The organism is Vibrio sp. 10N.261.55.C5 (genome assembly GCF_041470505.1).
GTDB lineage: Bacteria > Pseudomonadota > Gammaproteobacteria > Enterobacterales > Vibrionaceae > Vibrio > Vibrio crassostreae_C.
Map to the genome: position 1 here is coordinate 64,679 of NZ_JBFRMS010000044.1, position 23,496 is coordinate 88,174.

The window sequence follows — 23,496 nt, forward strand, 5'->3', positions numbered from 1 at the left end:
AATTAGTTGTTTAAGAAGAATGGGCGACCGTAGCTCAATGAGTTATCAGAACTGCTATCCCCAACAGCGCCTGAATCAGAGCCTAAGTTAGTACCAAAGCCGATAATGCCGAAATTCACACCAAAGTTATTTTCATATTCAGGCGTGACATTTGGATCACTAATGTTATTTGTCAGCTGGTTACTATACGTAAATCCGATATACCAACAATCCGATTTATAGTTCAAGCGAGCCAACCATTCTAGATTTTCTTGTGTGGTTAAATCATAGAAATATTGAGCACTGGCATTCCACTTCCGCGAAATCTGGTAAGCACCAAGTAAGCCTGCTTGTGAGATACCATCTCTAGTTATGGATGATACGTCAAAATCTACAGTTTCATTTATGTACTCTTCTGTTACATAGCGGTAGTTGGTTTGTATATAGCCGCCGGCAAAACGGTACTCAATGGTACTGTTAGCAAGTTGCATCGAAGATGAATCAATGTCGTATTGCACACCGCCATGGTAGAAAAGGTAATCATCGTAGTTGAAATCCATTTCAATAGCCCAAGACGAATAATTAGTTTTCTTATTAGAGTCGTCGTTGTCTAAAGTCTGTTTTGTATCTTTATCAAAATAGAAAATTTGACCAAAAGATATGTTTAAGCGCTCTCGGTACTCATCATCAAAAAAGCGAGATGATGCGCCATAGCTAATTTGATTTGCTGACGCAATGCGGTCTACACCACTGTATTTACGGCTTCTAAATAGGCCGTAGTAATCGGTTTGTAACAGCGTAGTATCATAAAGACCAATATCGCTTTGATCCTCTTCAGGAACATACAGGTACTGGACTTGAGGCTCCAAGGTTTGAGTATAGTTACCTACAATCGTGGTATCTCGCTCCAGAACAATACCAGCGTGGCTTCTAAATTCAGGGATAACTCGACTTACCGATTCTTCTAAATCTTTGTACTCGTCACTTGTTGTATCAACGCCATCAAGATCCTGTTGGTAGTATGTACCAAGTAATCGTGCTTCGGTTGTCCAAGTGCCCCAAGTGTTACCTACTGGGATTGTAATACCAGGTTCAACGTGAACACGAGTGGCTGATGGTTTGCCTGATGCGTCGGTATCGAACATTGATATATGACTGATTAAGTCAAAATCTAGGTAATCCATTACCTCTGGAGCATAGTAGTTATACTCGAGTTGTGGCATTAGACGATAAGGCAAGTTATTGCTGGTGGTAAGAACTTGGAAGTCTCGAACAAGTACAGACGCATCCCAATTTTGAGAACGGTATGTTGCTTGCCCTTCTTGAAGCAGTTGTCCATCTTCACGGTTACCGATATTTGAGCTCATGTCCGAAAAGTAGTCAATATCACTGACTTTAGAGTAATCAATTTCGAATAACCAAGATTGTTGGAATATTCCTGAATGTTCTAGTTGGAAACCCCAACGATCGCCTAGATCAGTGTACTTTTGATCGTCTGGTAAATATTCAGACTCGATACTACCGGAACCAAAATCGCTTAAATATCTGAATTTACTGTTGAGTTGAGTGCCACGCTCTTGCATGTACTTGAAGGTAGTTTCCAAATCGTAGTCTGGTGCTAAGTTCCAATAAACAGGAATTTCAGCTTCAAAACCATCGCTTGAACCATACGAAACTGTTGGGTACAAGAAACCGGTTTTACGTGTATCACCCACCGGTACTGTTAAGTAAGGTAAGTAAAAGACGGGAACACTTTGGATTTCAAAACGTGGATTATAAAAAGTGGCTTGTTCTTCGTCTTGGTCGACACTGATGCTCGATGCTCTTAGACGCCAAGCATTATCGCCGATAGGGCAAGAGGTAATGGAGCCATCTTCAATCTCATAAACCGCTTTACCTGTTTTTGCTATATAAACAGCATCTCCGCGACCGGGCTCGCAAAGGAATTCGTAATCGGTGTTCTCAAGCGTCATTTCATCTGTAGTCAGATTATTGGTCGCTCTGTCTGAGATAGATTTGATTTGACCATCACTAAAGTTTACGTTGCCTTCAGCTACAACGATATTTTCTTGTTGGTGCAGGGTTACGTTATCGGCAAGGATGGTCTTGTTCCCTTGCGTAACGACTACGTCACCTGAATATATTGCTTTGTCACCATTGATAGCTTCTAGGCGATCTGACTCAACGTGAGCGGGTAGCTGTGTCTCGTTTTCTGCAGCGGGCTCGATCAAGCATTGATCTATAGAGGGCATTTCCTGCACACTACTATCGGTGATTGTTTCAGCTTGAGTTGTCGACACGTATAACGCCGTACTTATAGACGCGGCTAACAAGGTGCGGGAAAAAGATTGCATGAAGTTGAACTATCCTGTGTCACTAGATGAAGGGTTGATCTAGTATCAATCCAATTAATAAAGCATTTTCCTTATGATAAAGGAAATAATAGCATTCAGCATCATCAGACAGCATTACTCAGATAAAATTCATAGATAGAGAACACATAATGCAAATATTTGGCAAAATTTTGGGCGCGTTTTTTGGCTTTTTATTTGGAGGGCCACTCGGTTTAGTTTTTGGTCTGTTTTTAGGACACCAATTCGATAAAGCTCGCGGATTGAACCAATCAGGCTTCAATAGCTCTGGTTTTGGTCGAGGTCCAAGCCAAGCAGAAAGACAGAACGAGTTTTTTAAATCCGCTTTTGCGGTTATGGGGCACGTTGCTAAAGCGAAAGGGCAGGTAACGCCAGAAGAGATTCAACTCGCTTCTACCATGATGGAGCGTATGAACCTACATGGCGAACAGCGTAAAGCAGCGCAAGATGCATTCCGTGACGGCAAAGAGAGCGACTTCCCTCTGAACGACGTACTTGATCGAGTTAAAATCTCATCGGGTGGTCGTTTTGATCTTCTGCAGTTCTTTCTAGAGCTTCAGGTATCTGCCGCATTTGCGGATGGAAGTTTGCACCCGAGTGAACGTCAAGTTCTGCATAAAATAGCGCAAGGGCTTGGGTTTTCGGCAGCACAACTAGAACGCCGCTTGCAGATGCAAGAAGCTGCGTTCCGTTTCCAACAGCAAGGTGGAAGCTTTGGTGGCCATCAGGGTCATGGGCAATCATCAGGTTGGCAACAGGCTTCGCAACAGAACCAACTTGGCGACGCATATAAGGTTCTTGGTGTGAGTGAAAGTGCTGACGGTAAAGAGGTGAAGAAAGCCTACCGCAAGCTGATGAATGAACATCACCCAGATAAACTGATGGCGAAGGGCTTACCGCCTGAGATGATGAATGTTGCGAAAGAGAAATCGCAAGAAATTCAGAATGCTTATGACCTGATAAAGAAAGTAAAAGGTTTTAAGTAATTGAACACTAAACCGAGTAATAACAAAGTTACTCGGTTTTTTATTAAAGGGAATTATATGACGGTAACGTATCAGGATGTTCTAGAGTTTTGGTTCGATGAGTTGACGCCTAAAGATTGGTTTACTGGCGGCGCCGAGATTGACACTTTGATAGAGTCTCGATTTTCTGAATTGCATAAAGCAGCCATTCAAGGCGAGCTATTTGAATGGCGACAAAACGCACAAGGGCGATTGGCAGAGATTATTGTGCTTGATCAGTTTTCTCGAAATATAGGTAGAAACAGTCCGACAGCATTTTCTGCTGATCCGATGGCGTTGGCTCTAGCCCAAGAAGCGGTATCGGGTGGTTTTGACCACCAGCTTAACGAGCAACAAAAAAGCTTCCTGTATATGCCTTATATGCACAGTGAGTCTTTGTTAGTCCATGAACAAGCCGTGGAACTCTTTTCTCAAACGGGATTAGAGCATAATCTGGATTTTGAGTTTAAGCACAAGGTTATCATTGAGCGATTTGGTCGCTATCCGCACCGTAATGAGGTGTTAGGGCGAGCTTCGACTCCCGAAGAAATTGAATTCTTGCAGCAACCGGGCTCAAGCTTTTAATTGTAGATATGTAGTCCAATAGATAAAAAATAGGCTAGAGAACTTCTAGCCTATTTTTTTGTTTTAGTGGTGAACGTTAACGTTAGCGTTAGAGCTAGTTTGCTTGGTTGAGCGACCAATCGTATTCATAACTGATGTTTTGAGTATTGGTTACTGCTTCAGTTCGATATTGGTCTAAGTGTTGAATAAGCTGTTTCTTCGTACCAAAATCCACAGCAAACCATTCGTAAATCGATGATAGTTGAAGCTTATTATTTGTAACCATCACGCCTTTGTCACTGCTTACAAACTCAGTTGCAGCTTGCTCTAGCAAGGCTTCAGTATTGTCAGAGGTAAAAGCGTCAGGTTGTAAGTTAGGGCAACCTAGGCTGGCACAGTTCACTGCATAATGCGTACGAGGATCTTGCCAAATCGGTCTTAGGATTCGATGTTCAATGTCATTGAGTGTCAGTGATTTCCCGTTAACGACTACCACATCATCTCCCCACGGACCGAAACTAAATAGTCCGCCAAGTTTAGTGATGGATTTGATCGGGTAGGCATCAAGAATCAAATCGACAGTCACGGCGTTGTATAGGTTAACCCAATAGGCATACTGCTCCGCTTTTGAATAGTCGAGCGGATTAACCTGTTCGAGTTGCTTGATATATTGCTTGAGCTTTTTCTTATCTGCGGTGTTCACTGCTTTGTAGCGAACTAACGTATTTTGCCCCTGTTTAACCAAGTAGCTATCGAGGAATTGTTGCCAATCTTGATGAGATACTTGTTCTAGGTTGGTTTCATTGCTTTGGTTCCAGTATGGCCAAAGATCGGATTTAGGCGCAGACCAAGCTAAGGTTGAGAAAAGTAGGCTGACAATAAAAAGTAGTTGTTTCATGGCATTCTCCTGATGACTGACTACTAAGACCTTAAGGCTTACCATTTTCTTTCATTGCTCTTCATTTAAATAAACATATGAAGTTAAGTTAAAAGCTTAGCTAAATAAAAAAGGTTGGCACTAGGCCAACCTTTGGATTCATTCAGAAACGTCTGATTATTTTAGGAAGCTAGGAATCTTAGCTTCAAACTCTGAGATCTTATCGGCGTGTTGAAGTGTAAGGCCGATGTTGTCTAAGCCATTCAGTAAGCAGTGGCGACGGAACTCATCAATTTCAAACGAGTACTCTTTGCCGTTAGCGCTGACTTTCATTGCTTCTAGATCAACCGTAATTTCTGCACCTTCATTCGCTTCAACGAATTGGAATAGCTCATCCACTTCTTGCTCAGTCAATCGAACTGGCACCATTTGGTTGTTGATCGAGTTGCCGTAGAAAATGTCGGCAAAGCTTGGTGCGATCATTACTTGGATACCGTAATCGGCAAGCGCCCACGGTGCGTGTTCACGAGATGAACCACAACCGAAGTTTTCACGAGCTAAAAGAATTGAAGCGCCTTGGTAGCGAGCTTCGTTCATTACAAAATCAGGGTTTGGCTGTTGGCCTGCATCGTCTAGGAAGCGCCAATCGTGGAACAAGTGCTTACCAAAACCGATGCGGTTTACTTTCTGTAGAAACTGCTTTGGAATGATCGCATCAGTATCGATGTTGGCCGTATCTAGAGGAACGACTAATCCGGTGTGTTGTTGAAAACCTGACATGTTAAATCCTCTAATTAAAGTTCACGAATATCGACAAAGTGACCAGCGATAGCCGCTGCGGCTGCCATTGCTGGGCTAACTAGGTGCGTACGACCATCACGGCCTTGGCGACCTTCAAAGTTACGGTTTGATGTAGAAGCACAGCGCTCTTGTGGACCTAGACGGTCGTTGTTCATCGCAAGACACATAGAGCAACCCGGTAAACGCCATTCAAAGCCTGCTTCGATGAAGATCTTATCTAGGCCTTCAGCCTCAGCTTGAGCTTTTACTTGCTCAGAGCCCGGAACGATAAGCGCTTGAACATGTTTCGCTACTTGACGGCCTTTCGCTACCGCTGCTGCTGCACGCATGTCTTCGATACGAGAGTTAGTACAAGAACCCACGAACACTTTATCTACGTTGTAATCAGATAGAGATTTACCGGCTTCAAGACCCATGTAAGCCAGCGCTTTTTCAGCTGATGCTTTTTCTACAGGGTCTGCGAAGCTTTCTGGTGCAGGGATTGGTGTGTCTACTGAGATAACCTGACCTGGGTTGGTACCCCAAGTGACTTGTGGTTTGATGTCTGCCGCTTCTAATGTAACAACTGCATCGAATTCTGCATCAGCATCGGTTTTTAACGTATCCCAGTATTCGATTGCTGCTTCTAGGTCTTCGCCTTCTGGAGAGAACTTGCGACCTTTGATGTACTCGTATGTCGTTGCATCTGGAGCGATTAAGCCTGCTTTAGCGCCAAGCTCGATTGCCATGTTACATACTGTCATACGACCTTCCATCGTAAGGTCGGTAATTGCCTCACCACAGAATTCAACTACGTAGCCAGTACCGCCAGCAGCCGTTGTTTTACCGATGATCGCTAGCACGATGTCTTTTGCAGTGATGCCAGGAGTAACCTTGCCTTTTACTTCGATCTTCATGGTTTTAGCGCGAGCTTGTTTTAGCGTTTGCGTAGCTAGAACGTGTTCCACTTCTGAAGTACCGATACCAAATGCTAGTGAACCAAATGCACCGTGTGTAGCCGTGTGCGAGTCACCACATACGATGGTCATGCCCGGTAGCGTAATACCTAGCTCAGGACCCATTACGTGCACAATACCTTGGTATTTGTGGTTTAGATCGTAAAGCGTGACACCAAACTCTTCACAGTTCTTCGATAGCGTTTCCATTTGGATACGAGCCATCTCACCAGAAGCGTTGATGTCTTTAGTTTGTGTCGATACGTTGTGATCCATGGTCGCAAAAGTTTTGCCTACTTGGCGAACTTTACGGCCTTTTTCACGTAGGCCATCAAAGGCTTGTGGCGACGTTACTTCGTGGACTAAGTGACGATCGATATAAAGAATTGGCGTTTCGCCCTTCGCTGCAACCGCAACGTGAGCGTCATAAACTTTTTCGTATAAGGTTTTTGCGTGCTGGTTTGTCGACATAGCTTTTCTTCCTTGGGAGCATCAGTCCCAGTGTTTGTTTCTAGCCAAGTCAGGCACTCTGGATGACTTGGCTTGATATTATTCTTATGTACTTTCTTAAGAGCGTTATGCTTATGAAGCTAAGATGTACTCAGCGATCTTGTCACCCATTTCAGAGGTGGTTAGCGCTTGTTTGTCGCCTGCAAGGTCAGCTGTTAGCTCGCCTGCTGAAAGTGCTTTAGATACCGCTGCTTCGATGTCTTGTGCTGCCGCTTCTTCGCCTAGGCTGTAACGAAGCATTAGGGCTGCAGAAAGGATTTGCGCGACTGGGTTTGCGATGTTCTTACCTGCGATATCTGGTGCGCTGCCACCTGCTGGTTCGTATAGGCCGAAGTTGCTTTCATTTAAACTTGCAGAAGGAAGCATACCCATAGAGCCAGTGATCATTGCGCACTCATCAGAGATGATGTCACCAAAGATGTTTGAACATAGCATTACGTCAAACTGAGATGGGTCTTTGATTAGCTGCATGGTCGCGTTGTCGATGTACATGTGGTTTAGCGTTACATCTGGGTAATCTTTTGCGATCTCTTCAACGACTTCACGCCATAGGATAGAGCTCTGTAGAACGTTCGCTTTATCGATTGAGTAAACATTTTTGTTACGTAGGCGTGCAGATTCAAACGCAATCTTTGCAATACGTTCGATTTCGTAGCGGTGGTAAACCTCTGTATCAAAAGCTTTTTCAGTTGCGCCTTCGCCTTCACGGCCTTTAGGTTGGCCGAAGTAGATGCCGCCTGTTAGCTCACGGACTACCACGATGTCGAAACCGTTACCTGAGATGTCAGCACGTAAAGGCGAGAAAGACTCTAGACCTTTGTGGATTTGTGCAGGACGTAGGTTACAGAACAGTTGGAAGTGTTTACGGAGAGGAAGTAGGGCACCACGCTCTGGTTGATCGTTTGGTGGCAGGTGTTCCCACTTAGGGCCGCCAACCGAGCCAAATAGTACTGCGTCAGATTCTTCACAGCCAGTGACTGTTGCTTCTGGAAGTGGACAGCCGTGGTTATCAATTGCGATACCACCAACATCATACTCTTCACGAGAAAAGCTAATCGCATGCTTCTTTTCAATCGCGTCTAGCACTTTATGCGCTTGTTGCATTACTTCTGGGCCAATGCCATCACCAGGTAGTACGGCAATTTTGTATGATTTATCAGTCATGTTAATCCTTTAATTCTTTGTTACTGAGCTATTTAGCTCGTTTTAAATTTTGTCCCTAAAGCCAATAACATCGGCTCTAGGGCTCTGTTATTGGGTGTTTAAACTGTTGCGATTCTTTGCTGTTTCATTTCAGCAATGGTGTCTGCGCGTTGAATGCTATTAATAACGTGCAGTAGCGCCTGACCAGAGGCCTCAACGATATCCGTTGAAACGCCTGTACCGTGGTACTTGCGGCCTTTGTAGTTCGCAATAATATCAGCTTGGCCTAAGCCATCTTCGCCTTCACCTTTCGCGGTAAGGTCGAATTTATCCAATGCAATTTCGTAACCCGTTAAGCGGTAGATACATTGGTATAAAGCATCAACCGGGCCGTTACCGACAGCCGCTTCGCATTTCTCTTCATCACCACATTGCAGCTTGATGCTGGTGGTAGACATAACACTACCAGATTGTACGCTTAGGTAGTTAAGTTTATAGAAGTCATCTTCGTCACGTAGATTTGCGAAGTGCATTAGTGCTTCTAGGTCGTAATCGAATACTTGGCCTTTACGGTCAGCCAGTTTCAAAAAGTCTTCGTACAATGAATCTAGGTTGTACTCATTGTCTTTGTAGCCCATTGCGTCCATGTGGCTCTTAACGGCTGCACGACCACTGCGGCTGGTTAGGTTCAATGCTTTGTTTTTCAAGCCAATAGACTCAGGAGTCATGATCTCGTAAGTGTTCTTGTTCTTAAGCATGCCGTCTTGGTGGATACCTGAAGAGTGGCTGAATGCGTTAGCACCGACGATTGCTTTGTTGTCTTGAATTGGCATGTGGCAAAGCTGGCTAACCAACTTACTGGTACGGTGAATCTCTTGATGATCCAAACCAGTATGAACACCTAGTAACTCTTGGCGAGTTTTGATGATCATTGCGATTTCTTCTAAAGAACAGTTGCCCGCACGCTCACCGATACCGTTAATAGTACCTTCAACTTGACGAGCACCGGCTTGTACCGCAGCAATTGAGTTAGCAACCGACATACCCAAGTCATCGTGACAGTGAACAGAGATGATTGCTTGGTCGATGTTTGGAACGCGATCAAATAGCGTTTTGATAATGCCACCAAACTCGTTAGGTACTGTGTAGCCCACTGTGTCTGGAATGTTGATGGTTTTCGCGCCCGCGTTGATTGCCGCTTCAACCATACGACATAGGTTGTCGATAGGTGTACGACCGGCATCTTCACAAGAGAACTCAACATCGTCTGTGTAGTTGCGCGCATGCTTTACCGCTTTTACTGCCATATCGACAACATCGTCGTAGCTACGGCGTAATTTATCTTGCACGTGAACCGTTGATGTAGAAATGAAGGTGTGAATACGGAACTGCTCAGCGACTTTTAACGCTTCTGCAGCGGCATCGATATCCTTCGCTACAGCACGAGAAAGTGCACAGATTCGGCTGTCTTTAATATTTTTTGCGATGGTTTGTACTGACTCAAAGTCGCCTGGTGATGACACCGGAAAGCCCGCTTCAATAACATCTACACCCAGTCGTTCAAGTGCATAAGCGATCTGTAATTTCTCTTTTACCGTTAAGCTTGCAGCCAACGCTTGCTCGCCATCACGTAAGGTCGTGTCAAAAATTATCACTTGATCGTTCATGGGTGCTTCCTTATATCGATAATGAATCGATTGCTATCCAAATTATTATTAAGAATGATGTTCTTTTAAAAGTGCCAGTTACAAAAAAACCCGCTCAGCGCGGGTTTTAATATTTGTGTAGTTCTTGACCCACAACTTACCCGCGCGATTGGTTCACGATAAGGAGAAGTTTCAGCAGTCGAGAAGAAGAAAAAATCATTACACAAATATCCGTAAATAAACTGTTAACACCATATTTACCGCAATTTATTCTGAGCGTCAAACAAGAAAATCCAATATCAGCGTGCTTTGGCGGTGTTTTTTTTTGGTTTGTGCTGCTTGCGTGTTGTTTGCTGGTGTTATCAGCTGATTGAGTGTTTTGTACTGGGCGGTTAGTTTATCGTTTGGCTGATGTGTAGGTTAAAACTTTGTAGTAAATCTTTTTGATGGAACGATTCACCAATAAAATTAAAAGGGTGGCTAAATTAATTAATCATTTGATTAAATAGTGAGTAATTAATCTTCTACAACCATGTCGATTTATCCCTATAATTAATCGTGTGATTAATTATAGGGATAGGTCTCAGTGATGGCAGCGCGTAAAGCAGGGCGACCTCAACAGAATCTAGATGTACGGCAGTTACTCATTGAGCACGCTCGAGATCTGTTCGTGGTTCAACCGTACGACAAGGTATCGACTCGCTTAGTTGCTGAGCGAGCGGGTGTGAATATTGCGATGATTCGCTATTACTTTGGCAGTAAAGCCGGATTGTTTGAGGCGATGCTGCGTGAAACATTACGCCCTATGCAATTACAAATGCAGAGACTCGTTGATGAAAGCAGTCATGAGAACTTTCTTGATTTAATGCGGACTTACTACAAAGAGATGGTCAAAGTGCCGAAGTTTCCTCGCTTGATAGCCCAAGTGATGAATATGCCTCCCTCTGAAGTGCAAAGAGAGTTGCTCGAAAAGGTTTTCCTCGATGTTGCAAAGCCAGCCCAAGATGTCATTTTTGAAAAGTTGGTTGAACAAGGCATCTTAAAACAGAACATGGATCCAAAATTGTGCCGTATTTCGTATGTAAGCTTGATGGTGTTTCCTTTCATCGCTCCGCCGCCTTTATTGGCAATTCATGGGATTGAGATTAATGAAGAATTTCTTAATCGTTTAATCGAACACAACATTCAATTGATGACTGAAGGCTTTATTAACGCACCGAGCCCTTCTTCCGTGCAGGACCAAAGATAATGAAAATAAATAAAAAACTACTCTTCTTTCCAGCACTTGCGGTTGGTGTTATTGGCCTTGTCGCCGCGATTAACTTGAAGCCGGATCTTCCAACCAAACCTGCGGGTGATAGGGCTCGCTTAGTTGATACTGTGAGCCTAGAACAACAACTGATAGCGCCGTTAGCGGTCGGCTTTGGCAAAGTAGTGCCTAAAGTTGAATGGAAAGCGATTGCTGAGGTGACAGGACAGATCGTGTATCGACATCCAGATCTTGAAAAAGGCCAGGTGATCCCTGCAGGAACGGTCGTGCTCAAGGTTGATCCATTGGATTACGAATTGAAACTGATACAAGCAGAGGCGGATCTAAAATCAAGCCAAACCTCATTAGCGAAATTGAATCAAGAAGAAGACAACCTTAATCAGACTCTTAAGATCGAAAAGAATCGTTTGGTGATCAGCAATAAAGAGCTACAACGTAAACAGGATCTGCGTAAGAAAGGGCTCACCTCTCAATCGGATGTCGACCTGCAACAACAAAGCGCATTGTCTCAGCAGAAGTTGGTATTAGATATCGCGAACCAAATCGCGTTGATGCCAGATGAAAAGCGTGTTGCGGAAGCGGTGATTAAGGTCAACGTGTCTAAGGTAAAAGAGGCGCAGCGCTCTCTCGATAAGACCACCATCATTTTGCCAAGAGCGATGAGAATTGCTCAAGTTGATATCGAACAAAACCAAGTGGTTAACCTTCAGCAAGAGATGTTTGTTGCTCACGGAATTAATGTCATGGAAGTGGAGGCGCAACTTTCTATTCACGATATGCAAACTTTAGCCTCGAGCTTTAATCAATTCCCTCGCGATGCAGCAGGGATCCCTAATCCTTATGAAGTGCCAATCAAAGCGACGATTCAACTTAACAGCGGCAACCTGAAACTGAGTTGGCCTGCGAAGGTGGCAAGAATCAGTGAGACGGTTGATGAAAACCAAGCGACAGCCGGAATTATTCTTGAGATCGCTCAAGACTATTCACAACTGCAGCCAAGCAATGCGACCCCTTTGGTCAACGGCATGTTTGTAAAAGCTGAGATTGAAGGTGTCGCCAATCTAAGTTGGGTGGTTCCAGAGCGAGCATTGCACGGTGACAAGGTTTACCTGATGGATGACAATCAGCGCTTGCAAGTAGTGAATGTTGAAGTGCTTTATCGCAGAGATAACCAAGTGATTGTGAGTGGAGAGCTACAAACTGGAGATAAACTGGTTCTCAATGATGTCCTGCCAGCAATAGAAGGCATGTTACTGAGAGAGTCCAACTCTGAAGAGGCTGAGCTTGAATCAGATACTCAGGAGAGTGCGTCATGATCAAGTTTTTCTCTCGGCACCCAACAGCAGCAAACTTGTTGATGCTTGGGTTGTTGATCTTGGGTATAAGCTCACTATCAACCATCAAACGTGAAACCTTCCCCGCTTACGATCCGCCTTACATTATGGCTGCGATTGTTTATCCCGGCGCCTCTCCACAAGAAGTGGAAGAGAGCTTGTGTGTGCGAATGGAAGATGCAGTAGACGGCTTAGCCAACATTGAAGAAACTCAGTGTGAAGCCATCGAAGGCAGCGCTCGTTTAATTCTAAAGTTAAATGAAAAAGCGGACATCGGCCGAATGCTGGTGGATGTGCAAACTCAAATCAACTCTATCAATGACTTCCCGACTGAGATTGAATCACCTGTTGTTCAAGAGCTGGATTGGAATGAACCGGTTGTTGATATCGCCATCACAGCAGAAACATCGTGGCCGGAGCTTAAGGCCTACGCTGAAGACCTCAAGCGTATCATGAAGCTTGATTATGATGTTTCACTGGTCGATGTTAGCGGCTTCTCTGATCATCAATACCGCGTTGAACTGGATACTCAAGCGATTCGCCAGCTGGGTTTGAGTGTCGGTGATATCGCAGACCAGATTGGCCGTCAGAATGTAAAACTGCCAAGCGGTAACGTTGAAACACCAGACAAGAATTTTCTGATTCGTTTTGATGAAAGACGAATTACACCTGTTGAGCTGGAAAGTATCGTGGTTGGATCTGCGCCCAATGGCTCTGTGATCCGTTTGAGGGACATTGCAAAAATAACCGACCGCTTTGAGCTTGATGAACAGAAGGTGTTGTTTGATGGCAAGCCATCGGCTCTGTTGAAAATCAGTAAGAATAAAGAAGATGATGCGTTACGAATCAAAGAGAACGTGACGCGATTCGTTGAAGATCAAAGCGCTATTGCTCCTGATGGCGTGACACTACAAATGACCAACGATCTCTCGTCGGTACTTTGGGATCGCCTTACTATGATGGTTCGCAATGGCTGGCAAGGTATTGTGCTGGTGTTCGCCACCATGTGGCTGTTCTTCAGCTTACGTTATTCATTTTGGGTGGCGGCAGGGTTGCCAGTTGCCTTCCTTGGTGGCTTGTTCTTAATGGCCAACCTTGGTTTGTCGATTAACATTATGTCGCTGGTCGGGTTGTTGATGGCAATCGGTATTATGATGGATGACGCCATCGTGATCGCCGAATCGATAGCCTCCCATTTAGATCGGGGGCAAAACGTTGACGATGCGGTGTACAACGGTGTTAAGAAGGTGCTTCCCGGAGTGTTGTCTTCTTTCCTAACCACGGTGTGTATTTTCGGTAGTTTACTGTTTCTTGATGGTGAGATGGGCGCGGTGCTTAAGGCCGTTCCTCAAGTCTTGATTTTGGTGCTGTCGTTGAGCTTGATTGAAGCCTTCTTGATTCTACCTAATCACCTATCTCATTCATTACATAAAGAAAAGAATGACAAGCCAGCGCTGCGTTTTAAGGTTGTGTTACTTGAGAAATTCGAGAACTTTCGTAATACCACTTTGATGAACATGGTTGAGAAAGTCGTGACCTTCCGTTATGCCTTTATGGGCGGAGTGATTACGCTGTTGTTACTTTCGGTCGCCTTGATTGCTGGTGGTGTTGTCAAATTCCAACCGTTCCCTGAGTTGGATGGCGATATTGCCGAGGCGCGTATCATTCTTCCGCCGGGGGCGTCACTGTCTCAAACCGAGATAGTGGTCGACAAAATTGTTGCATCAGCCGAGCGTTTAAATGCGCAGTGGAGCGAAGAGGTCGAAGAAGGCAATACACTGGTCGAGCACATAACTAGCCAATTCAATGCTAACGCCGATGCCAATGAATCCGGCCCGCACTTAGCTACCGTGCGCTTAGATTTACGCGGAGCAGAGAGTCGTAATACGGTTATCGATGATTTCATTGATGCGTGGCGAGAGGATATTGGCGATTTAGCGGATCCTATTTCATTGGTGTTCAAGCAACCGACTATGGGGCCGGGCGGTCGTGCTATTGAAATCCGCGCCAAACACGATGACCTGAGCGCATTGAAATCCGCTTCTTTGGATATTCAGGAGTACCTTAATCAGTTCGATGGGGTGCACGGCGTGCTTGATGATATGCGCATGGGTAAAGAAGAGATTTTGGTTAAGCTGCGCCCTGGAGCCGAAACCTACAATGTGAATGGGCAGATGATTGCTTCCCAATTGCGTGCGGCTTTCTTTGGTCAGACAGCGGATGAGATTCAAATCGGTGTTGAGAATATCTCGATTGAAGTGCGTCTTGATAAAGAGCAAGCGGGCGACATACAGCAGCTGGCCAACTTCCCGATCATCACCGCAGATGGCAGTCAGATCCCGCTAGCAACGTTGGCGACGTTAGATTTCCAACGTAATTACGTGCGAATTCAGCGTATTGATGGGCTGAGAACCATCAGTATCTTTGGTGATATTGATAACAAGAAAGCGAGTTCATCCGCGATCTTGGCTCAGTTCCAAAAAGATGAAGCCGCCAAACTTATTCAGAAGTACCCGGGTCTACGCTTTGATTTCGAAGGGGAAGCCAAAGATGCGGCTAAGACTGGAGCCTCGATGGGCAAAGGCTTCTTGCTCGGCTTATTCGGCGTGTTTGCGATTCTTAGCTATCAATTCCGAAGCTACTTAGAGCCTGTGGTCGTAATGCTAGCCATTCCACTCGCCTTTATTGGGGTGGTGGTTGGGCACTGGATACTTGGGCACTCTTTGAGTATGCCAAGCATGATGGGCTTCGTGTCGCTTGCCGGGATTGTGGTTAATGATTCCATCTTGTTGGTGCAGTACATTCGTCACCATGTCGATGAGGGAGATAGCGTGCATGACTCGGTGGTGAAAGCCAGTCGCGAGCGTTTCCGAGCGGTATTTTTGACCTCAATGACGACCGCAGCTGGTTTGCTACCGCTGTTGACGGAAACCAGCTTGCAGGCTCAGGTTATCCAGCCATTGGTTATTTCGATTGTGTTTGGCATATTTGCTTCAACCTTATTGGTGCTGTTTATGATCCCAGCGGCCTACGCGATATTGGCGGATTTCGGTTTGGTGAAAAAGCACGAGCCATTAGCGCTATAACTTTTAGTGCTATAGCCTTTAGCGCTATTATCATTAGCGAGCACTATTATCATTAGCGAACGCTATAACCATTAACACGATAGAAGTAGCGTTTGCTTGCTTATATAAAGAAGTAAAAACATAGAAGAATAAAGCGGCCTTGGGTCGCTTTATTTTTATCGACAGTTTCTAGGCCTCATCAGTTTGCTTAGCGAAAGCGGTCAATTCGCCTCAAAATTCATTTTAGTTCATTCAAAACGTCACTTAACTGTCATTTCAGGAGCATAACTTGAGCCTTAACTGAATAAGGATTGTTAAGGAGATTGTATGCGTACTATCGAACCTATTGTCCGCTGGGATGTGGCATTTTCTGTTTTCTGTTTAAAGAGCCGTTATAGCGGACAACAGGCGACACTCAGTAAGGCGGTGTCTCATACTGGAGATGGACACCTTTATGTTTTGATTGCCTTGATTGCACTGCTGGTCGATAGCAACACCGGTCGAGACTTTCTTTTGGTGGGCTTAACCGCCTTCGTAATCGAACTGCCTATTTACTGGTTTGCTAAAAATACCCTCAAGCGCCGTCGACCAGCTGAATTCTCTTCACTACTTCACTCTCATATTGTGCCATCCGATAAATACAGTCTGCCTTCAGGGCATTCCGCTGCTGCTTTTGTTATGGCGACCCTAATCGGGCATTTCTATCCGAGCTTGTACCTCTTTAGCTTGGTGTGGGCAACTGCGATTGCAGGCTCTCGAATCCTGCTCGGTGTGCACTTTTTAACGGACGTACTGATTGGCGCAGCTTTGGGCATCGCTTGTACTAGCCTTGCTATCAGCTTCATCCTGTAATTATTTTGTTGGCAACCACTGCCGAGTTTAAGTGGCAAACTTAAAGGAACATGCATGAAAATTTTATATGGCGTACAAGGCACAGGAAATGGGCACATCGCTCGAGCGAGAGCAATGGCCGTCGCTTTTCGTCAGAAAAATATTGATGTCGATTTTCTGTTCTCTGGGCGAGATGAGAGCAAATACTTTTCGATGGAAGCGTTTGGCAACTATCAGACCCGCAGCGGCTTAACTTTTTACAGCGAGCAGGGGCAGGTTAAATACGGCAAAACATTCATGAAGAACAACATCTGGCGATTTCTCCGTGAGATTAACCAGATCGATCTTACGCCTTATGACTTAGTGATTAATGATTTTGAGCCTGTCACTGCATGGGCGGCTAAGAGACAAGGTGTGCCATGCATTGGGATAAGCCACCAGAATGCGTTTCGTTATGATGTACCCAAAGAAGGGGGCAACTGGATTGAACATTCAGTGATTCAACATTTCGCCCCAACCGAGCACTCTATTGGCTTACACTGGTATCACTTTGAACAGCCGATTTTGCCGCCTATCGTTCACACGCTGGTTGGTGAGCAACAAACCAAAACAGCACAAGACTTTACGTTGGTCTATTTGCCATTTGAGGATCTTGAGTCGATCTCAGAGCTGCTGATGAAGTTCATTTCGCAAAACTTTGTCTGTTACCACCCGGATGTGATTGAGCATAGCCGAGTTGAAAATATTGAGTTCAAACCACTGAGTCATGCGGGCTTTCAATTCGACCTCAATCAGTGCTCTGGTGTGGTCGCAAATGGCGGCTTTGAATTGCCATCTGAAGCCCTAACTTTGGGGAAGAAATTGCTTCTCAAACCACTCGAAGGACAGTTCGAACAACAGAGCAATGTGGCGACGCTAGAGGCCCTTGGGTTAGCTCAAACCATGACGTTTTTAGATGCGGCTATCTTGCGCGCTTGGCTCAGTGAAAAACAGGCCGAAGTGGTCACCTATCCAGACGTGGCAAGTGCACTCGTTGAGTGGGTATTAGCAGGGAATTGGTCTAATCAAGATGATTTAAGAAAGCAACTTTGGGACAAGGTCGACTTTCCAAGTTATGCATCGCTCACCTAACTCATAAGTGCTATTTCTGAATTGGCCGGTTGAACAATTCACGAGCTCAATAAATTGTAACAAATGTAACCAAACGATAGAACAGCTAAATAAGTCGAAATTAAACTCATAAGTGACGCATTTTATGTTTTTTTATAACTCTATAAATAATTGATTTTTAGATGTTGTTTAATCATTAAGGTAAAATAAAATTATTCTTTATCAATCTTGTTGGTAGCTCGAGATGCATTGGTTAATAGTAATGTCAATCCGAAAAACATCGGTCTGATAAATATAAGAATTAGTGGTTATCTATTCTCATACCATTACCAATTTAACGCTGTCGAACCGACAAGAGGCAACTTGAATGTTAGATAAGAAAGACGCAATGAGTGCTATTGCAAGCTACAGAATGGAAAGCACACTTCGTGGAGTCGACTTAAATCTTTTGACTGTATTTGATGCAGTTATGCAAGAGCAAAACATTACACGTGCAGCTCACAATCTGGGTATGTCTCAGCCTGCTGTAAGTAACGCTGTTGCTCGTCTAAAAGTGATGTTTAACGACGAACTATTCATGCGTCAAGGTCGTGGTATTCAACCGACTCAACGTGCTCGTCAGTTGTTTGGTCCAATCCGCCAAGCGCTACAGTTAGTACGCAACGAACTACCAAGTTCTGTGTTCTCTCCAGAGTCGTCTTCTCGCCTGTTCAAACTAGCGATTTGCAGCCCTTGTGATATGCGTTTTGCTCCTAAGATTATGTCGACAATCAACGAGCAAGCACCTAGCGTGAAACTGCACATGGATGCTGAATTCGATCGTCAACTTTCTGAGCGTATGCGCTACCAAGAAATCGACTTCGTTATTGATTACGCTCGTTTTGATGAGCAAGGCTTCTCAAGCACTGAAATCTTCCAAGACGAATTAGTTGTGGTTGCTTCTGCTTCTCACCCACGTATCAACGGTGAAGTTTCTGCGGCAGAGCTGCTTAACGAAAAGCACGCAAAACTGTCTCGCATCCATGGTCAACGTAGCTTCTCTGAGCAAGCTTACCGTGACCTAGATTGCACGCCTTTCTACGAAGGTACGAGCTTGAGCAACGTTCTTTACGTTGTAGGCCAATCTGAACTAGTAACAATTGCTCCTCGTTGGATGGTAGAACATGCAGCAAACAAAGAGCAGCTTCAGATTCTAGATTTCCCATTCGATAATGCGGCGATTTCTGGCTTCCTAAGCTGGCACGAATCAAGTGAAAAGGATAAAGGACACATTTGGTTACGAGATCAGTTAATGATGATCTGTGGCGAAGTAGTGGCACTTAACTAGACACTAATCCCTATGATTTATAAGCCCTAAGCTAGGAGACTGGCTTAGGGCTTTTTTATGCGCGCTATTTTAGTAGGTAGAAAACTTAGCGTGAGACGTACTATTACTTATAACTTTGAGCTTCATCAGTTGCCTTTTCCATGATCAGAGGTACACTTGTGCGCTCAAAAAAGCTTACAGGTGTAAGCCTAAAGGTAAAGAGATGGCCAATTTAGATTTTCATATCGTAAAAAGACTTCGTGACCAAATTGCCCAAGGCGGCAACCGTACAGCTTTGAAGCACAAAGTAGACAATGTATGGCAAGGCATTAGCTGGGAACAGTTTGGACAACAAATCGATACGCTTTCATTAGCACTATTGGCTCAGGGACTGAGAGTTCAAGATAAGATCGGTATCTATTCAAATAATATGCCTCAATGGACCGTGGCAGATTTTGCATCTTTACAAGCTCGTCTTGTGACTGTGCCGATTTATCCAACCAACACAGCAGCACAGTCGTCTTACATCATCCAAAATGCGGATGTGAAGATCTTATTCGTTGGTGAGCAAGTTCAATTTGACGCGGCGGTGAGCCTATTCGAAGAGTGTGAACAGCTAGAAGTGGTTGTCGCGATGTCTGATGATATCGATCTTCAAGGCCATAGCTTTGCGGTATCTTGGGCTGATTTCATGGCGCGCGGTGTTGAAGCTCAGCAAGCTGAACTTGATGCTCGTCTTGCAGATGCAAGCATGGACGACTTACTGACTCTTATCTATACCTCTGGTACTACTGGCCAGCCGAAAGGCGTAATGCTTGATTACACCAATATTGGCTATCAATTAGAAGGCCATGACGAGCGTCTAAGTTTAAGCAAAGACGATGTCTCATTGTGTTTCTTACCTCTATCTCACGTATTTGAGCGTGCGTGGACGTTCTACGTTCTCTATAAAGGCGCAACCAACTGTTACTTGCAAGATACCATGCAGGTGCGTGACGCGCTGAGCGACGTGAAGCCAACCGTAATGTGTGCGGTTCCACGTTTCTACGAGAAGATTTTCTCTGCGATTCACGAGAAGGTTTCGAAAGCGCCGTTTATCCGCAAGGTTCTATTTACTTGGGCGGTGAACATGGGAGCGAAACTCTCTGTTTGTCACCAAGAAGGTCGTACTCCATCGTTGATGCTGAAGAAGAGCCATGCGCTAGCTGATAAGCTTGTGCTATCTAAACTGCGCGCTCTACTCGGCGGTAACATCAACTTCATGCCATGTGGTGGCGCGAAGCTTGATGAGACGATTGGTCGTTTCTTCCATGCTATCGGCATTAACGTAAAACTTGGCTACGGCATGACAGAAACCACGGCAACAGTATCTTGTTGGGATGATCGCTGTTTTAACCCTGATTCGATTGGTATGTCGATGCCGGGCGCAGAAGTAAAAATTGGTGCTAAGGACGAGATTCTTGTTCGCGGTCCAATGGTGATGCGTGGCTACTACAAGATGCCAGAAGAGACAGCTAAGACATTCGATGAGCACGGTTTCTTGAAAACCGGTGATGCGGGTCATTTTGATGAAAATGGTAACCTGTTCATTACTGATCGTATCAAAGAGCTGATGAAAACTTCTGGTGGTAAGTATATTGCCCCGCAAGTGGTTGAAGGTGCGATTGGTAAAGATCACTTTATCGAACAGATTGCTGTTATCGCTGACACACGCAAATTCGTTTCTGCGCTGATTGTTCCTTGTTATGACTCGCTAGAAGAGTACGCCAAAGAGCTTAATATCAAGTATCACGATCGCGTTGAACTTGTTAAGCACCACCAAATCGTCGAGATGCTAGAAAAGCGTGTGAATGACCTACAGCAAGAACTGGCTAAGTTTGAGCAAGTGAAGAAATTCAAACTGCTACCAAAAGCATTTTCTATGGATGATGGTGAACTGACACCAACTCAAAAATTGCGTCGTAAAGTTATCAACGATAAGTATCAAGACGAAATCGAAGAAATGTACAACGAAAAGCCTAAAGATAAGTAGTTTTCTGCTTAGATAAATTTTCAGTTGTTTAAAAATCCCCCTACGAATGTGATTGCATTTTTAGGGGGATTTTTTGTATCTAATGACACAGCACAATGTGCGAAAGCGCACACCAGCAAGCTCGCGGTTTATCGATAAATAGCGATCTATTAAAATATTAAGTGCTTTTTTTTGTTCGCTAACTAGTGTTTAAACCTGGCGTGGGGGGCTGAGTTGGGTTTTATTTAATGCTTTGAGCTAATAGTTGGTTTTTTGGCACAGTTGCCGAATAACAGGTGTTAGACCAGATGATAATAAAGCGTTAAAGTTGTTTCGTATTACTGTTTGTTGTTATCACGACAGACAGCCATAGCCGAAAAAGTGGAAGTATTTCGAATTAGGCTACGAATAAGCCCTAGACTATGAAAAACCAGCCCAACATGTTCACCAAATATGATTGGAAACTGGTGAGGAGAGCAATATGACAACAAAACCTGAAACAGCCATGTCATCCGGCGCTGAAATGTTATCCGGCGCTGAGATGGTGGTGCAGTCTCTAATTGAAGAGGGTGTAGAACAAATCTTTGGTTACCCAGGTGGTTCTGTACTTGATATCTATGATGCACTGCATGCTAAAACTGCTGAAATTAAACACGTATTAGTAAGACACGAACAAGCCGCGACCCATATGGCCGATGGCTATACTCGTTCTACCGGTAAACCTGGTGTAGTACTGGTATGTTCTGGTCCAGGCGCAACCAATACCGTTACTGGTATCGCAACAGCCTACATGGACTCAATCCCAATGATTGTTATTTCTGGTAACGTACCAAATAACCTTATTGGTAACGACGCCTTTCAAGAGTGTGACATCGTGGGCGTATCCCGTCCGATCGTTAAGCACAGCTTCCTCGTGAAGAAAGCGGAAGATATCCCTGAAGTCGTTAAAAAAGCATTCTATATTTCAACGACAGGACGTCCTGGTCCTGTGGTTATTGATCTGCCTAAAGACATTTTAAACCCACAAATCAAGCTTCCTTATGAATACCCAGAAACGCTGAAGATGCGTTCGTATAACCCAACGGTTACGGGTCATAAAGGTCAGATCAAAAAGGCGCTAAAAGCCCTTCTTGAAGCGAAGAAGCCGGTACTTTATGTCGGTGGTGGTGCGGTTATTTCTGAGGCAGATAAGCCGCTGTTAAAATTAGCAGAGGCACTGAATTTACCTGTGGTAAGCACCCTAATGGGGCTTGGCGCTTTCCCTGGCACCCATAAGAACTCTTTGGGTATGTTAGGCATGCATGGTTTATATGAAGCCAATATGGCGATGCACAATGCGGATTTGATCTTTGGTATTGGCGTACGTTTCGATGATCGAACGACTAATAACCTAGATAAGTACTGCCCTGATGCGAAGATCATGCACATTGATATCGACCCATCTTCGATCTCTAAGAACGTAAAAGTGGATCTACCGATTGTAGGTTCTGCTGAAAAGGTTCTAGAGAGCATGGTGAACTTGCTCGTTGAGCAAGGCGGCACTAACGATGCAGAAGCGATTGAAAGCTGGTGGAGTGAAATCAAGCAGTGGCAAGAGCGTGACTGCCTAGCTTACGAGAAATCGTCTGAGCGCATCAAACCACAGCAAGTAATTGAAACACTGCATAAAGTAACCAATGGCGATGCCTATGTTGCTTCTGACGTAGGTCAACACCAAATGTTTGCTGCTTTATACTACCCGTTTAACAAGCCACGTCGTTGGATTAACTCTGGTGGTCTAGGCACGATGGGCTTTGGCCTGCCTGCTGGTATGGGCGTTAAGTTTGCTAAGCCAGATGAAGAGGTGGTTGTGGTAACCGGTGACGGCAGCATTCAAATGAATATCCAAGAGCTGTCGACTGCGCTGCAATACAATATCCCGGTTAAGATTATTAACCTTAACAACCGTTTCCTAGGCATGGTAAAACAGTGGCAAGACATTGTTTATCAAGGCCGTTACTCTAACTCATATATGGACTCTGTTCCTGATTTTGCTGCTATCGCTGAGGCTTATGGCCACGTTGGTATGCGCATTTCATCTCCGGATGAATTGGAATCAGGTTTGGAAAAAGCACTGGCGATGAAAGACCGTTTGGTATTTGTCGATATTAGTGTGGATGACACCGAGCACGTATACCCAATGCAGATCAAAGGCGAGGGTATGGATAACATGTGGCTAAGCAAAACGGAGAGAACATAATATGAGACACATTATTTCACTACTAATGGAAAACCAACCTGGTGCGCTTTCTCGTGTGGTTGGCTTGTTTTCTCAGCGTGGCTACAACATCGAGTCTTTGAACGTATCTCCAACCGATGATCCTACGCTGTCTCGTTTGAACGTCACTACTAACTCGAGCGAAATGCAGCTTGAGCAGATTCAGAAACAACTGCATAAGCTAATCGACGTACTTAAAGTACAAGAAGTGTCTGAACTTGAACACATTGAACGTGAGCTGTTGATGGTAAAAGTACGTGCGAGCGGCTTTGCTCGTGCGGAAGTGAAGCGCACAGCGGATATCTTCCGTGGTCAGATCGTTGATGTTACGGCTTCTCAATATACGGTTCAAATGGCGGGTACTAGCGAGAAACTGGATGCCTTCATTCAGGCGCTGTCTGAAGTGACGGAAGTGCTTGAAGTAGCTCGAAGTGGTGTTGTTGGCATCGCACGAGGCGAACGTGCGTTGAAAGCCTAGACG

Annotated in this window: 17 protein-coding genes; 11 read left to right on the top strand and 6 right to left on the bottom strand. The window is 44.7% G+C overall.

Features of this window, described 5'->3' with window-relative positions:
* Positions 1-2: 2 nt before the first annotated feature.
* Positions 3-2,333, bottom strand: coding sequence for an LPS assembly protein LptD (lptD, locus tag AB4263_RS16285; RefSeq protein ID WP_372098530.1), 2,331 nt, complete (start codon positions 2,331-2,333; stop codon positions 3-5).
* 149 nt (positions 2,334-2,482) lie between these two features.
* Here lptD and djlA point away from each other — a divergent pair, with 149 nt between their 5' ends.
* On the top strand, positions 2,483-3,337 hold the full coding sequence (djlA, locus tag AB4263_RS16290) for a co-chaperone DjlA (RefSeq protein WP_372098531.1): 855 nt from the start codon (positions 2,483-2,485) through the stop codon (positions 3,335-3,337).
* Between the two features lie 57 nt (positions 3,338-3,394).
* On the top strand, positions 3,395-3,940 hold the full coding sequence (locus AB4263_RS16295) for a DUF924 family protein (protein WP_372098532.1): 546 nt from the start codon (positions 3,395-3,397) through the stop codon (positions 3,938-3,940).
* A 94-nt stretch (positions 3,941-4,034) separates the two neighbouring features.
* Here the strand turns inward: AB4263_RS16295 and AB4263_RS16300 are convergent, their stop codons facing one another.
* The 5 genes from AB4263_RS16300 to leuA form a co-directional block, all read right to left on the bottom strand.
* Positions 4,035-4,817: a DUF547 domain-containing protein gene (locus tag AB4263_RS16300; RefSeq protein WP_372098533.1), complete on the bottom strand. Its 783-nt coding sequence runs from the start codon at positions 4,815-4,817 to the stop codon at positions 4,035-4,037.
* Between the two features lie 156 nt (positions 4,818-4,973).
* Positions 4,974-5,576 carry a 3-isopropylmalate dehydratase small subunit gene (gene leuD, locus AB4263_RS16305; protein WP_017062937.1) on the bottom strand — a complete coding sequence of 201 codons (603 nt, stop codon included), beginning with the start codon at positions 5,574-5,576 and terminating at the stop codon, positions 4,974-4,976.
* A gap of 14 nt (positions 5,577-5,590) precedes the next feature.
* A complete protein-coding gene (leuC, locus tag AB4263_RS16310) occupies positions 5,591-7,003 on the bottom strand; it encodes a 3-isopropylmalate dehydratase large subunit (protein WP_017062936.1) in 1,413 nt (470 codons plus the stop codon).
* A 111-nt stretch (positions 7,004-7,114) separates the two neighbouring features.
* Positions 7,115-8,206 (bottom strand): 3-isopropylmalate dehydrogenase, encoded by a 1,092-nt coding sequence (gene leuB / locus AB4263_RS16315; RefSeq protein ID WP_372098534.1) that lies wholly within the window; start codon positions 8,204-8,206, stop codon positions 7,115-7,117.
* Positions 8,207-8,304: 98 nt separating this feature from the next.
* Positions 8,305-9,852, bottom strand: coding sequence for a 2-isopropylmalate synthase (leuA, locus tag AB4263_RS16320; protein WP_017066940.1), 1,548 nt, complete (start codon positions 9,850-9,852; stop codon positions 8,305-8,307).
* Positions 9,853-10,420: 568 nt separating this feature from the next.
* Here leuA and AB4263_RS16325 point away from each other — a divergent pair.
* The 9 genes from AB4263_RS16325 to ilvN all read left to right on the top strand — a co-directional run bounded on the left by AB4263_RS16325 (position 10,421) and on the right by ilvN (position 23,493).
* Positions 10,421-11,080, top strand: a complete 660-nt coding sequence (locus AB4263_RS16325) for a TetR/AcrR family transcriptional regulator (RefSeq protein WP_017062933.1) — start codon at positions 10,421-10,423, stop codon at positions 11,078-11,080.
* Positions 11,080-12,417: an efflux RND transporter periplasmic adaptor subunit gene (locus tag AB4263_RS16330; protein ID WP_372098535.1), complete on the top strand. Its 1,338-nt coding sequence runs from the start codon at positions 11,080-11,082 to the stop codon at positions 12,415-12,417. The genes AB4263_RS16325 and AB4263_RS16330 overlap by 1 nt, the downstream gene beginning before the upstream one ends.
* Positions 12,414-15,521 (top strand): efflux RND transporter permease subunit, encoded by a 3,108-nt coding sequence (locus AB4263_RS16335; protein ID WP_372098536.1) that lies wholly within the window; start codon positions 12,414-12,416, stop codon positions 15,519-15,521. Before AB4263_RS16330 ends, AB4263_RS16335 begins: the two co-directional genes overlap by 4 nt.
* Positions 15,522-15,827: 306 nt before the next feature.
* Positions 15,828-16,352 carry a phosphatase PAP2 family protein gene (locus tag AB4263_RS16340; protein ID WP_136979306.1) on the top strand — a complete coding sequence of 175 codons (525 nt, stop codon included), beginning with the start codon at positions 15,828-15,830 and terminating at the stop codon, positions 16,350-16,352.
* Between the two features lie 54 nt (positions 16,353-16,406).
* Entirely contained in the window at positions 16,407-17,462 is a 1,056-nt protein-coding gene (locus tag AB4263_RS16345; protein ID WP_372098537.1) for an MJ1255/VC2487 family glycosyltransferase, read from the top strand.
* Positions 17,463-17,808: 346 nt separating this feature from the next.
* Positions 17,809-18,768 carry a transcriptional regulator LeuO gene (leuO, locus tag AB4263_RS16350; RefSeq protein ID WP_017061397.1) on the top strand — a complete coding sequence of 320 codons (960 nt, stop codon included), beginning with the start codon at positions 17,809-17,811 and terminating at the stop codon, positions 18,766-18,768.
* 202 nt (positions 18,769-18,970) lie between these two features.
* Positions 18,971-20,779 (top strand): long-chain fatty acid--CoA ligase, encoded by a 1,809-nt coding sequence (locus AB4263_RS16355; protein ID WP_136979308.1) that lies wholly within the window; start codon positions 18,971-18,973, stop codon positions 20,777-20,779.
* Positions 20,780-21,239: 460 nt separating this feature from the next.
* A complete protein-coding gene (locus AB4263_RS16360; protein WP_017062926.1) occupies positions 21,240-22,997 on the top strand; it encodes an acetolactate synthase 3 large subunit in 1,758 nt (585 codons plus the stop codon).
* 1 nt (position 22,998) lies between these two features.
* Positions 22,999-23,493: an acetolactate synthase small subunit gene (gene ilvN, locus AB4263_RS16365; RefSeq protein WP_008219984.1), complete on the top strand. Its 495-nt coding sequence runs from the start codon at positions 22,999-23,001 to the stop codon at positions 23,491-23,493.
* The last annotated feature ends 3 nt before the right edge of the window (positions 23,494-23,496 follow it).